Annotated in this window: 13 protein-coding genes and 2 pseudogenes; 8 read left to right on the top strand and 7 right to left on the bottom strand. The window is 51.9% G+C overall.

The features are described from left to right. Window positions 1-68 precede the first annotated feature (68 nt). The 6 genes and pseudogenes from KQP84_RS26290 to KQP84_RS20480 all read right to left on the bottom strand — a co-directional run bounded on the left by KQP84_RS26290 (window position 69) and on the right by KQP84_RS20480 (window position 4,588). Window positions 69-443, bottom strand: a complete 375-nt coding sequence (locus tag KQP84_RS26290; protein WP_370661506.1) for a TOBE domain-containing protein — start codon at window positions 441-443, stop codon at window positions 69-71. 195 nt (window positions 444-638) lie between these two features. Continuing rightward, window positions 639-1,060, bottom strand: a pseudogene (locus tag KQP84_RS26285) (ABC transporter ATP-binding protein); the annotation flags it as partial. Window positions 1,061-1,062: 2 nt separating this feature from the next. After that, on the bottom strand, window positions 1,063-1,848 hold the full coding sequence (locus tag KQP84_RS20495) for an ABC transporter permease (RefSeq protein ID WP_215848358.1): 786 nt from the start codon (window positions 1,846-1,848) through the stop codon (window positions 1,063-1,065). 9 nt (window positions 1,849-1,857) lie between these two features. Beyond that, window positions 1,858-2,697, bottom strand: coding sequence for an ABC transporter permease (locus KQP84_RS20490; protein WP_215847914.1), 840 nt, complete (start codon window positions 2,695-2,697; stop codon window positions 1,858-1,860). Next, window positions 2,694-3,506, bottom strand: a complete 813-nt coding sequence (locus tag KQP84_RS20485; RefSeq protein WP_215847913.1) for an alkaline phosphatase family protein — start codon at window positions 3,504-3,506, stop codon at window positions 2,694-2,696. The genes KQP84_RS20490 and KQP84_RS20485 overlap by 4 nt, the downstream gene beginning before the upstream one ends. Window positions 3,507-3,526: 20 nt before the next feature. Then, the gene (locus tag KQP84_RS20480) at window positions 3,527-4,588 is read right to left on the bottom strand and encodes an ABC transporter substrate-binding protein (RefSeq protein WP_215847912.1); all 1,062 of its coding nucleotides are present in this window, start codon (window positions 4,586-4,588) and stop codon (window positions 3,527-3,529) included. A 216-nt stretch (window positions 4,589-4,804) separates the two neighbouring features. Here KQP84_RS20480 and KQP84_RS20475 point away from each other — a divergent pair, with 216 nt between their 5' ends. The 4 genes from KQP84_RS20475 (at window position 4,805) to ubiA (ending at window position 7,483) form a co-directional block, all read left to right on the top strand. Further along, window positions 4,805-5,512, top strand: a complete 708-nt coding sequence (locus KQP84_RS20475) for a UTRA domain-containing protein (protein WP_215847911.1) — start codon at window positions 4,805-4,807, stop codon at window positions 5,510-5,512. A gap of 82 nt (window positions 5,513-5,594) precedes the next feature. After that, window positions 5,595-5,987 (top strand): phosphate-starvation-inducible protein PsiE, encoded by a 393-nt coding sequence (gene psiE / locus KQP84_RS20470; RefSeq protein WP_215847910.1) that lies wholly within the window; start codon window positions 5,595-5,597, stop codon window positions 5,985-5,987. A gap of 87 nt (window positions 5,988-6,074) precedes the next feature. Next, complete coding sequence (gene ubiC, locus KQP84_RS20465) at window positions 6,075-6,587, top strand: chorismate lyase (protein WP_215847909.1); 513 nt, start codon at window positions 6,075-6,077, stop codon at window positions 6,585-6,587. Window positions 6,588-6,616: 29 nt separating this feature from the next. Then, window positions 6,617-7,483: a 4-hydroxybenzoate octaprenyltransferase gene (gene ubiA / locus KQP84_RS20460; RefSeq protein WP_215848357.1), complete on the top strand. Its 867-nt coding sequence runs from the start codon at window positions 6,617-6,619 to the stop codon at window positions 7,481-7,483. A 76-nt stretch (window positions 7,484-7,559) separates the two neighbouring features. Here ubiA and plsB read toward each other — a convergent pair. Then, a pseudogene (plsB, locus tag KQP84_RS20455) lies at window positions 7,560-9,982 on the bottom strand (glycerol-3-phosphate 1-O-acyltransferase PlsB). Window positions 9,983-10,110: 128 nt separating this feature from the next. On the opposite strand from plsB, the gene KQP84_RS20450 reads away from it, so the two are divergent. The 4 genes from KQP84_RS20450 to KQP84_RS20435 all read left to right on the top strand — a co-directional run bounded on the left by KQP84_RS20450 (window position 10,111) and on the right by KQP84_RS20435 (window position 13,016). Then, window positions 10,111-10,479 carry a diacylglycerol kinase gene (locus KQP84_RS20450; protein WP_215847908.1) on the top strand — a complete coding sequence of 123 codons (369 nt, stop codon included), beginning with the start codon at window positions 10,111-10,113 and terminating at the stop codon, window positions 10,477-10,479. A gap of 105 nt (window positions 10,480-10,584) precedes the next feature. Then, complete coding sequence (gene lexA / locus KQP84_RS20445) at window positions 10,585-11,199, top strand: transcriptional repressor LexA (protein ID WP_215847907.1); 615 nt, start codon at window positions 10,585-10,587, stop codon at window positions 11,197-11,199. Between the two features lie 108 nt (window positions 11,200-11,307). After that, window positions 11,308-12,630, top strand: coding sequence for an MATE family efflux transporter DinF (dinF, locus tag KQP84_RS20440; protein ID WP_215847906.1), 1,323 nt, complete (start codon window positions 11,308-11,310; stop codon window positions 12,628-12,630). 173 nt (window positions 12,631-12,803) lie between these two features. Next, a complete protein-coding gene (locus KQP84_RS20435; RefSeq protein ID WP_215847905.1) occupies window positions 12,804-13,016 on the top strand; it encodes a CsbD family protein in 213 nt (70 codons plus the stop codon). Window positions 13,017-13,027 lie beyond the last annotated feature (11 nt).

The raw sequence follows: 13,027 nt of genomic DNA, 5'->3' as shown, positions 1-13,027 counted from the left end.
TGCCAGCCTGACGGAGAGAGCAATCTGTGAAGGATATTGCCGAGCGAAGCGCGATTTTTTCCTGTGTTTTAAGCCACCTGGCGCAACGTCGACATCTCTAACTGTAGACCAATCTGCATGCCAACAGGGTGTAAATCCGCCGCCGTGCGGTTCAAAACGTCAATGGAAAGTTCTATACCGTGCGCGCTGACACGATAACGGATTACGTTGCCAAGCAGAGTGTGGCTAATGATCTCAGCCGGGATGCCGCTACCTAACGGGGTGAAACGTATCGTCTCTGGGCGGATCGCGACCTGTGAATGGAATGTTTGCCCGGTGAGTTGCGTGGCTTGCTCTGCGCTTAACAGGTTGTAGTGGCCAATAAAACCGGCGGCAAAGTGATCAACCGGCTGGGTATACAGCGACTCAGCATCGCCGTTTTGCACAATTTTCCCTTTGTTCATCAGGACGATACGATCAGAGAGCGTTAACGCTTCTTCCTGATCGTGCGTCACGAAAAGGGTGGTGAGTTTGAGCTCTTTCTGGATACGGCGAATCTGATCGCGTAGATGGCGACGAATGCGCGCATCCAACGCCGAGAGCGGCTCATCCAGCAGCAGTAAACGTGGGCGCGTCACCAGCGATCGCGCCAGCGCCACACGCTGACATTGCCCACCGGAGAGCTGATGTGGATAGCGGCGGGCAAACTCGGTTAACTCTACCAACGCCAGTACTTCGGTTACACGCTGCTGCACTTCATGGCCCGGCAGCTTTTGCATTTTCAAACCAAAGGCGACGTTTTTTCTACTGTCATATTGGGGAACAGCGCATAGCTCTGAAACACCATGCCGATGTGGCGATTTTGTGGCGACAGCGGCACGATGTCTTTGCTCTGCAATAAAATCTGCCCGCTATCCACCGAGGTCAATCCTGCCAGACAGCGCAACAGCGTAGATTTTCCGCAGCCGCTGGGGCCGAGTAACGTCACGAACTCACCCTCTTCGGCACTGAAATCAATCTGCTGGAAAATCTGCGTTGGGCCGTAGCTTTTATTCAGTTGTTTGACTTCAAGGTAGCTCATGATCAGCCTCGCTCAGGATTCAGGACGTTGGCCAGCCAGGTCACCAGCAGCACCACGAAGAAATAGGAGATAACCAGTGCGCTGGTGAAGTGGCCGCTGCCGTTGCGCATATTGAAGAGATAAACCTGCAACGTTTCATAGCGGTTGCCGACCAGCAGGTTAGCGAATACAAACTCACCGATCAAAAACGAGAATGAAAGCAGTACCGCAATTAATACGCCTTTACGCAGGTTCGGCAGCACCACGAACAAAGCCGCTTGCCAGGTGCTGGCACCTAACAGATGCGCGGCGTCGATCAATTCTCTCAAATTAATTGCCTGCATATTGTTCGCGATAGCGCGGTAAATAAAGGGCAGAGCGATAGTGAAATAACAGCCGATAAGAATCCACGGTGTGCCGGTCAGCATCAGCGGCGAAGACGAATAGAGCTGTAATAAGCCAACCGAAGAGACAACGGGCGGTACGGCAAACGGCATTAAAATCAGCACATTCATTACGGCATCGAGTCGTGGATAGTAGTAAGCGATTACAAACATTGCAGGCAGCACCAGCACTAGCGAAAAGATCAGCGCGCCAAAGCAAATCAGCAAAGAATGGCCGAGTGCTGTTAAAAATCGGCCATCGCTCCACAGCTGAATAAACCACTTCAGCGAGTAACCTTCAGGAAGGATCGTGTTGCTCCAGTCCGATGAGACGGCATAGAGCAAGGTCGCTACCAGCGGCAGTGCCAGTATGAGAAACAGCAACCACACGATCAAACGATGATAAATCTGTTCCGCACGCGACATCATTGCTCCCTATTTCGCGTTGAGATAGCTGCGGCGCACCAAATACTGCTGCACCACGGTAATCAGCGCCATGATCAGCACCAGCAGCATGGCCAGCGCGCTGCCAGTGTTGGGATCCAGCGAGATATCACCCGAAACCAATGCCGCAATCCGTACCGGAACGACGTTGAAATTGCCGGTGGTCAGGGCATAAATGGTGGCGTAAGCGCCCAACGCATTCGCCAGTAAAATGACAAAGGTGCCAAGCAGTGCCGGAAACAAAATCGGCAGGCCGATATGCCACCAGTAGCGCCAGCGGCTGGCACCCAGCAGCGCGGCAGATTCCTGCCAGTCACGTTTTAATCCATCAAATGCCGGATAAAGCAGCAGTACGCCAAGGGGGATCTGGAACCAGGTGTAAACCAGCACCATGCCGTTACGCGAGAACAGCTTGAAGCTTTCAATCAATTCATAATGGCGCAGCAGTAAGGTCAGGCAGCCATTCAGGCCGAGTAGAATCACGAAAGCAAACGCCAGCGGCACGCCAGCAAAGTTGCTGGTCATGTTAGTGAACGACATCATGAAGCGTTGTAAACGCCCGCTACCGACCTGATGCAGTGAATAACCGGCAATCAGGGAAATCAGCAGCCCATACACACTCGACCAAAACGAGATGTCTAACGAGAAACGGAAGGCCTGTAAATAAAAGGGTGACGTCAGGATGTCGTGATAGTTATCCCAGCCCCAGGCTTCATTCATCTCGCTCCAAAAGCTGTTGATAGCAATCCATACCAACGGGGCGAGCTGAAAAGCGACCCAAAACAGCGCGAAGGGGAGCAGAAGCAGCAAAGCTAACCTCTTTCCCCTCATGCGTTCGGCTCCGCCAGTAAGCCACGACAGATGGGCTTGTCATGCGCAACACCCAGCAGTTCGCACACCGTGCCGCACAGTTCAGTTTGCTGTGGCGCAATCTCGGCTTGAAGTGAGAAAGCGCGGCCAAACACAAACAGCGGAACCTGAGTTTCTTCCGGCAAAATACCCCCGTGCGAGCGATCGTCATTCATGCCGTGATCGGCGGTAACAATCACCTGATATCCTTCTGCCAGCCAGGTCGGCATCCAGTGCGACAAATAACCATCTGCCATGCGCGCTCGATTACGGTATTGCGGTGAAGACAACCCGTGTTTATGGCCTGCATCGTCAATGTTCATCGGATGAATGAACATAAAGTCAGGGTTGTGGCGCAGGCGCAAACTTTCTGCATCTTCAAACAGATGAGAATCGGGGTAGCTGTCGTCAGAGTAAAAATGCCCATATTGAATGGGCAAGTCCGGCGCGTCGGTATGACGATCGCGCGCCGGAACGAACGGTGTTTGATTATAAAGCTCACTCACCCAGTGGTAGGCCGCTGCCGCCGTGGTCAGCCCAGCTGCACGCGCATAGTGAAAAATGCTGCGCTCACGACTCAATCGACTCACGCCGTTATGAATTATTCCGCTCTTAACCGGCGGAATGCCGGTCAGGATGCACTCATACAACGGACGCGACAGGGACGGCAATTCGCAGGTAAGGGTGTAATAGTGACCATGACCTTGCGCACATTCGGCATACAAGTAGCCCATTGCATGTTGCGCGACCTGATTGTTTAAGCCGTCCAGCACCACGAGGATCGTTTTCATTCCGTTCTCCTTGCCACGCGCTACTGTTGCATATTGATGATGACGTTTTCCTGCCACAGGCGCGGCAGCATTTTGGAGGATTTATCCCACGCAGCCTGATCCTTGATAGGGCGCGCATTTTTGTACTCAGATTGCGGCAGCAGCTTGGCTTGTACATCAGCAGGTAAAGTCAGATGTTCAGCGCGGATCGGGCGTGCATAGCCTTTTGCCAGATTAATTTGGCCAGCGTCAGAGAAGATATATTCACGCGCCAGTTTGGCCGCGTTCGGGTGTTTGGCATATTTGTTGATGATGGTGGTGTAACCGGAGGTCACTGAACCATCGGAAGGAATCACGATTTCATAGCGGTTTTTATCGATTTGATCGCGATAGTTGAGGCCATTGAAGTCCCACAACACCGCCATCTGAACTTCGCCTTTCTCAATGTTAGCAATCACCGGATCGGTTACGCCGAGACGACCTTGCTTCGCCAACTCAGCAAAGAAATTAAGCGCGGGTTTCAGGTTCTTTTCATCGCCACCTAACGCGTAGTTTGCTGCCAGCACACCGTTAGCCGCCTGAGCTGCCACGCCGACATCGCCGATAGTGATTACATACTTACCTTTCTTCAGATCGGCCCAGCTGTGCGGGACATCTTTCACCTGCTGTTTATCCACCAGAAACGCGATAGTACCGGTGTAGGCCAGCGCCCAGTTGCCTTCTTTGTCTTTCGCCCAGGCTGGAATCTGATCCCAATGTGTGGGTTTGTAGGGTTGTGCAACACCTTTAGCCACAGCGATGGGACCAAATGCCGCACCCACATCACCGATATCTGCACTGGCGTTCTCTTTTTCTGCATCGAATTTAGCCAGCTCCTGCGCCGAGGACATATCGGTATCGCTGTGCTTCAAACCGTATTTGCTGTTGATGTCATTCCAGGTATCTTTCCAGTTTGCCCAGCTGTCCGGCATACCGACGCTATTGACCTGACCTTCACTGCGGGCGGCTTTTTCTAAGGCGGCAAGGTCATTATCGGCAGCCTGCGCAGCAGGCAAGGCAAGGAATACAGCACTGGCTACTACAGAGGCGATAAACGCTTTCATCTCAGTTGCTCCCGGTGTAAGTTGAGTGGCCTGTCTGGTCTAGTCCAGCAAGAACCGAGCCAATGTAGCGGGTGTATATGAATGATTTATGACAAAGACGTGCAGGGCGAGGGGATGCGTAATATTTCCCATAAAATCCATTCGGAATGATCGAGTACGGAAAGGTTGTCATCGAACTGACGCAGTGCGAAAGCGCACCAAAATGAGGCTATTGTTGTGGAGTCGATAGCACCTAAAACGGCAGATGTGATTGCCAGCGCCTTGCTGGCGCGCATTAAAGCGGGTGAGTTCAATGGTGGCCGACTGCCTGCAGAACGGGCGTTAAGTGAAGCGTTTTCCACTACGCGTATCACGCTGCGCGAAGCACTGGGGAAGCTGGAAGCGCAAGGCGTAATTTATCGTGAACTGCGCCGTGGCTGGTTTATTGCACCTCCGCGACTTATCTATAATCCTCTGTATCACAGTCATTTTCATGCCATGGCAGCCGAGCAAGGACGTCATGCCAGCACCGAAGTCATAGCCGCACAGGAAGTGTCTGCGCAGGGCGCTGTAGCCGCCGCGCTGATGCTGGAAGAAGGGGAAACGGTTTTCTGTATTCGTCGTCTGCGTCGCATTGATGGCCGGGCCGTGTTGTATGTTGAGCATTACCTCAATCCACACTTTTTCCCCGGCCTGCTTTTCGAAGATCTTACGCGCTCTCTGACCGATCTCTACGATCAGCGTTACGGCATTCGCTACGGCGGCGCACGTTTCACCATTCTCCCTGGCCCCTTACCCGACGTTGCCGCCCCGGCGCTTAATGTCGCAGCCGGCAGCCCAGGATTGCTTATCACGCGAATCAATCGCAACCAGCAGAAGCTGGTCATTGACTGCGATTGTGAATACTGGCGTTACGACGCGCTCTGTGTTGAGGTGGAAGCATGATTGTGATTTGCGTCACGCTAACGCATGATAGCGCCAGCGAATAATCGACTTTTCAGAGACACAACATGAGTGAAAAAATCCTATGGCGCAGCACTTTGCAACCGTATTGCAATGGGTGCTGAATTTAGGTCTGCTGAGCCTGGCCATTATATTGGTGGTATTCCTTGGTAAAGAAACCATCCATTTAGCCAATGTTTTACTCAACAGCAGCGAACAGGCTTCGTCCTATTTGCTGATTGATGGAATCGTGATCTATTTCCTCTACTTTGAGTTTATTGCCTTGATTGTTAAGTATTTTCAATCGGGTTATCACTTCCCATTACGCTATTTCGTGTATATCGGTATTACGGCGATTATTCGTCTGATTATCGTTGACCACAAAAATCCGTTCGATACGTTGTGCTATTCAGCCGCCATTTTGGTGCTGGTTGTAACGTTATGGCTGGCAAACAGTCAGCGACTAAAACGCGAATAAACCAGCTAAGGGTTCTGCACGACGACAGGTGTTCACTGGGCCGCTCTGCGTTAAACTAGCGCCCTGCAAATTTTTGGGAGTGGTGCTATGTCGCAAGATGCGCTCAGCCTATTACGTGCGCTCAACTGGCTTTCGCCCACGCAACCGGCGCTTTCGCCTGTGCTATTGGATTGGTTGATGGAAGAAGATTCCATGACGCGGCGCTTTGAGCAACATTGTCAGCGAGTAACGGTGCAGCCGGTGCGCGAAGGTTTCATTAACGCCAGCGAGCTTACTGACGAACTGACATTGCTACCAAACGATGAACGCTATTGGTTGCGTGAAATTATTCTTTTCGGTGACGACGAACCCTGGCTGGCCGGGCGAACGCTGGTGCCGGAAAGTACCTTGAATGGCCCGGAGGCAATGTTGCAGCAGTTAGGCACACGCCCGCTTGGCCGCTATCTTTTCTCCTCTTCAACGTTGAGCCGTGATTTTATCGAGCCGGGAAAGGTCGATGATTTATGGGGCCGTCGCTCTCGCCTGCGCTTGTCAGGTAAACCGCTGCTGCTGACTGAACTGTTTTTGCCCGCTTCGCCGCTCTATCGCGATCGGGGTTAAGGAATTGCATTGTGCAAAAGACATTACAAATGAGTAAGTTGCAGGCATACAGCCGCCTGATGCGTATCGATAAACCGATTGGCACCTTGTTGTTGATGTGGCCTACGCTGTGGGCATTGTGGCTGGCTAACATGGCGGTGCCACCCATTTCCGTGCTGGTGGTGTTTGTTTTGGGCGTTATCGTGATGCGTGCTGCGGGATGCGTCATTAACGACTATGCCGATCGCAAGGTGGATGGTCACGTCCAGCGCACGCAAAATCGTCCGTTACCCAGCGGTGCGGTGAGTTCAAAAGAGGCAAAATATCTGTTTGTTGGGTTGGCATTAGTGGCATTCGTACTGGTGCTGACCATGAACCTGATGACTATTCTGCTCTCCGTCGTGGGGCTGGCGCTGGCTTGGGTTTATCCTTTTATGAAGCGTTATACCCATTTGCCGCAAGTGGTGCTGGGGGCGGCATTCGGCTGGGCTATTCCAATGGCGTGGGCCGCAGTTAGTGAGTCCTTACCTTTTGTTTGCTGGTTGGTATTCATCGCTAATATTTGCTGGACGGTGGCTTATGACACGCAATATGCCATGGTTGATCGCGATGATGATCTGAAGATTGGCGTGAAGTCGACAGCGATTCTGTTTGGTCGTTTTGACAAACTGATCATTGGGTTACTGCAGCTGGCAACGCTAATACTGATGGCGTGGGTAGGGTTAGTACTGCAGTTAAATGGCGCATTTTACTGGTCTTTATTATTGGCTGCTGCGCTGTTTGTGCATCAGCAGCGACTGATTGCCCAGCGCGAGCGTCAGCTCTGTTTTCAGGCCTTCCTCAACAATAACTATGTTGGGTTGGTGCTGTTTATCGGTGTGCTGATGAATACGGCGCCGTTCAGCCATATTTTCTAACGCATTCTTGGCACTCAATAAAAAGGCGACCTGTTTAAAGAGGTCGCCTTTTTTTGACATCAATATGACCAAACGCTTACTCGTGCGCCACTGCGCTCTCAATCGTCAGGCGTACATCGCTGGTAACCAGGTCGGCCAAAATAAGCCAGGTTGCCTGCGTCTGTAACACGTCTGCATCACCGCTGTCGCTGATATAGCCTTCGTGGCGTAGCGTCAGCACCAGTGAGGTAAAGACCGCTTTGTCGAAGAACTCCGGCGCATTGATGCCGTGCAGAACTGAAAGGCGCTGCGCTAACGTGCGGCTCTCTTTTTCCAGCGTGCCGCGGTTAATTGCAGGCTTAGCGCTTAGAATCGAGAAAGTAATGGCATACCGTTGCAATGTTTCGCGAATACCGGCCGCCAGCAGTTGCAGAGTGCGATAGCGTGCGGCAGTAAAACGTAACTGACCATTTTCGATAGTGATCAGGCCCTGACGCGCCAGTTCTTCACAGAAATTGGACAGCAGCTGCGGCAACTCATCGGTTTGCCAGCGCAGGAAAAGCTCACTCTTCAGCATGGGGTAAATCAGGCTAACCTGACGCAATAACTCAGCTTCGCTCAAATTCGGATGCTGCTGCACGATAGCGGCAATCAGCGACGGCATCACCAGCATGTGATGAATATTGTTGCGATAGTACGTCATCAAAACCGCCTGCTCACGCGGCAGAATGATGATATCGCCAATGCTGTCTTTCTCACTTTCAAACTTGTTCATGCCCATTGCATGATCAAGCAGCGCTTCGGCGGTAAGATCCGGCACGGTTGAGTTGGGTGAGTAAGGCACGTTACGCAGTAGCTGGGTATAGCATTCGAGCTGCTCAATCAACTGTTCACGCGTGAGTGAGCGCTGACGCGAAGCGAGCAGGGCTGTCACGCACAGGTTCATGGCATTGGCAGCGCCTGCTTCATTAATCCTCACCATCAACCGCGCGGCAATGTCATTCACCGTTGGCGTTAGCCAGCTTGGGCGTTGTGGCTCAATAGGATCGATTGCATCACGCCATTCTGGCACTCGCTTGTTGAGATAATTGACCAGCGGCAGCGGTTCGCCAAAGTTGACGTAGCCCTGGCCCAGGTTGCGCAGCTTACGCAAGCCGCGCACCATCTGCATAAAGCCTTCTTTCTCTTTGGCTGCGCCACGTAACTCTTTAGCGTAGGTGCCGACTTCCATCACGTGTTCATAGCCGATGTAAATGGGCACTAACGTAATCGGACGATTACCCCCACGCAGCATCGCCTGAAGCGTCATTGCCAGCGTACCGGTTTTAGGATCAAGTAAGCGACCGGTGCGAGAGCGTCCGCCTTCAACAAAGTACTCAACGGAATATCCGCGGGTAAACAGCTCACCCAGATATTCGCGGAATACGGTGGAGTAAAGCTTATTGCCTTTGAAAGTACGACGAATAAAGAAGGCGCCCAAACGACGGAAAATCGGTCCAGCAGGCCAGAAGTTGAGGTTAATACCCGCTGCGATGTGAGGCGGTACTAATCCTTGATGGTAAAGCACGTAAGAAAGCAGCAAATAATCCATGTGGCTGCGATGGCAAGGCACATAAACAATTTCGTGACCATCTTGTGCTAACTGACGTACGCGCTCGCCGCCGTTGACGTTAATGCCCTGATAAAGACGGCTCCACAACCAGCCCATTACGCGGTCGGTAACGCGAATCGCCTCATAAGAGAAGTTGGCTGCAATTTCTTTCATCATCTCAACCGCATTTTGCTGCGCTTTTTCATGAGAGATTTTTTGCTGCGTGCCTCATCTTCAACGGCTTTCTCAATCGCTTTCGATTGCAGTAACCGATTAAAGAGATCCTGACGAGCCGGCAAACGGGGGCCGATCGCGGCCAGACGCTGACGTGCAAAGTGAATACGCGCAACACGCGCTAACTTCTGAGCGATGGATTGATCTGTACCGTGTTCAGTCGCCATGCGGCGCAGCGAAACGGTGGGTGAGAAACGCACAAAGCTGTCGCGCCCGTGCCAAATCACCGCAAAAAATTTCTGTACGCCATTTAATACGCGCAGATGCGGCGTATCTTCACCCTGAACTTCGCGCCCCGGTGCACGACCAAACATCACCGTTACCGGCAGCATTTGAATGTCGAGTGCCGGGTTGTTGCGATGCAAGTCGAGGTAATCATGGAAGATTTTCACCGACTCAACGCTGGGCACAAAATAGGGAAATACGCGCGGGCCATCGTGGATAAAAACGTGGCGTGGAAGCAGCGATCCATCAATCTCGAGTGGAGAGAGGGGATCGGGCAGATCGTGCTTAATGCACTGCGCGCGTAATGTCAGTAAGTCGGCCTTCGAATCGTACGGCAGAACATACATAATGGGCCGGGTAGGATCCAGACCATGTTCAGAAACGGGATCGGCCGGAATAGCCTTACTCTTTACCAAAAACGAGAGTGGTAAATTCAGTAATTTATAATAAAGTTTACGCCAACCTGACATAGACAACATGAAGCCTCTTGTTAGCAAAGCGCCGCAAGCATACCAGAAAGCGCAGCGAAGATCTGTGGTGGTGCCATTAGCCGGCAGCCCAGACATTGACGTCAATCCGTTGAAAGGGTTCCCATAATATGGCAAATAATGCCACCGGTCTTATTAGAATTGTGAAAGCTGCCGGTTATTCGTGGCAAGGTCTTCGTGCTGCATGGCAATACGAAGCGGCGTTCCGCCAGGAAGCTATCGCCGCGTTAATCGCCATTGCGGTAGCGTGTTGGCTGGATGTGGACACCGTTTCTCGCGTATTGATGATTGGGGCCGTCGTGCTCGTGGTCATCGTTGAAATCCTCAATAGTGCGATTGAATCTGTCGTTGACCGCATCGGGCAGGAGCACCATCCCCTTGCCGGGCGTGCAAAAGATATGGGTTCAGCCGCCGTCTTGCTGAGTATCTTACTGGCCGTTTTCGTCTGGATCGCTTTGCTTTGGTCGCATTTGCGATAGGCTTTCCAGAACCCGTCAAACGGCTGATTATTGCCTGACTTTTGGTTTCCATTTCACCAATACCTGTATATACTCACAGCGACTGTATAAACAACCAGGGGCGGGATGAAAGCGTTAACCAGCAGGCAGCAGCAGGTCTATGACCTGATTCGCGATCACATCAATCAAACAGGCATGCCGCCAACGCGTGCAGAAATTGCCGCACAGCTGGGATTCCGTTCACCCAATGCGGCAGAAGAGCATCTCAAAGCATTAGCGCGTAAAGGCGTTATTGAGATTGTTTCTGGCGCTTCTCGTGGTATTCGTCTGTTAATGGAAGAAGAAGCCTCGGAAGGTTTACCGCTGATTGGCCGCGTGGCCGCAGGTGAACCGCTGCTGGCGCAAGAACACATTGAAACGCATTACAAAGTTGATCCCGGTCTGTTTAAGCCTTCAGCTGATTTCCTGCTGCGCGTAAGCGGTATGTCGATGAAAGATATCGGCATCATGGACGGTGATTTGTTGGCGGTGCACAAAACGCAAGATGTGCGTAACGGACAAGTGGTTGTCGCGCGTATTGATGATGAAGTGACCGTTAAGCGCTGGAAAAAACAGGGTTCAATTGTTCATCTTCTGCCAGAAAATAACGACTTTGAACCGATTGTGGTCGATACGCGTGCCCAGTCGCTGACCATTGAGGGTCTGGCTGTTGGCGTCGTTCGCAACGGCGAGTGGCTGTAATCTTCCTATAGTCGCTTTTGTTCGCCAGTCTGATGCTATTCTGTCTGCCCAAATTTAGCCGCTGCTGTCTTACCTGCTGATGCAGCGGCGCTGAGCACGGATTTGCGAATGCGTTTTTTGACTGCAACTGATAAAAATCTTTGGCGGCTTGCGCTGCCGATGATCCTTTCTAATATCACCGTCCCGCTGCTGGGATTGGTCGATACCGCTGTTATTGGCCACCTTGATAGTCCTGTTTACCTCGGCGGCGTCGCTGTAGGCACCACTATCACTAGCTTCCTGTTTATGCTGCTGCTTTTCCTGCGTATGAGCACCACCGGTTTAACGGCACAAGCATTCGGTGCGAATGATAAAGCTGCGCTGGCACGTGCCCTGACTCAGCCATTAATGATGGCGCTTGTCGCCGGCGTAATTTTCATTTTCTTACGCGACCCTGTCAGCCAGCTTGCCACGCGTATGATTGGCGGTAATCCACAAGTGCTGGAGCAGGCAACGCTGTTTATCCATATTCGCTGGCTTAGCGCCCCCGCGATGCTGGCGAATCTGGTGATCCTGGGCTGGTTGCTGGGTGTGCAATATGCGCGAGCGCCGGTGATCCTGCTGGTAGTGGGTAATCTGGTCAATATTTTGCTCGACCTGTGGCTGGTGCTTGATTTGCATTGGGGTGTCGCTGGGGCGGCAACCGCAACCGCATTGGCAGAATATGTCACCCTGGCGGTGGGATTAGCCATGGTATGGCGCGTGTTGAAACTGCGGGGTATCAATATGGCGTTGCTCAAACAGAGTTGGCGCGGGGATATGCGCCGACTGTTACGACTTAACCGCGATATCATGCTGCGTTCGCTCATGCTGCAACTCTGTTTTGCCTCGCTGACCCTGTTAGGTGCCCGTATTGGGCCCAATGTAGTCGCAGTCAATGCGGTATTGCTGATGTTCATCACATTCACCGCTTATGCGCTTGACGGATTCGCCTACGCCGTAGAAGCCTTTGCAGGCGAAGCGCATGGTGCTAAAGATGGCGCTAAATTGCTGCGCGTCTGGCGCGCCGCCTGTCGGCAAGCTTTCCTGGTCGCACTTTTCTTCTCCTTGATTTACATCCTGTTTGGCACGCATATCGTTTCTATGCTCACTTCAATCGACGCGCTACGGCAAATGGCAGATCGCTATCTAATCTGGCAAATCATTATGCCGATAGTCGGTGTTTGGTGTTATTTGCTAGACGGAATGTTCATTGGTGCAACGCGTGGTCGTGAAATGCGTAACAGTATGGCGATTGCGGCGTTAGGCTACTTCATTACCTTACTGACTTTACCGTGGTTGGGTAACCACGCTTTATGGCTGGCAGTCATGGTGTTTCTTGCCTTGCGCGGCCTGTCGTTATGGTGGATATGGCGGCGTCACTGGCAAAACAACAGCTGGTTTACCGCTTAAAATAGGGTGTGGTACAGAACCGCGCTCTACAGAATATTCTGTAATGTTCCAGCAGATCTAAAATCCTCTACTATAATTAACTTTCAATAGCGCAAATGAGTAGCGCTTTATATCGATATTATCTTGCATGGCGAGATATAAGTTGAAACCTGAAGGATGACCGGAGGTCTGCTATGAATCACGACGAAGCGAGTGGTAACTGGAAGCAGTTCAAAGGCAAAATCAAAGAAAAATGGGGCAAGCTGACAGACGACGATATGCAAGTCGTTGAAGGTAAACGCGATCAGCTTGTTGGTAAAATCCAGGAACGTTATGGCTACGCTAAGGATGAGGCGGAGAAAGAAGTCACAGACTGGGAAGGCCATAACAAAGATTATCGCTGGTAATTAAGACAGTT

Origin of the sequence: Candidatus Pantoea bituminis, assembly GCF_018842675.1 — a bacterium.
Classification (GTDB): domain Bacteria; phylum Pseudomonadota; class Gammaproteobacteria; order Enterobacterales; family Enterobacteriaceae; genus Pantoea; species Pantoea phytostimulans.
The sequence above is the reverse complement of the archived record's forward strand: the minus strand, read 5'-3'. Positions and strand labels throughout refer to the sequence as shown.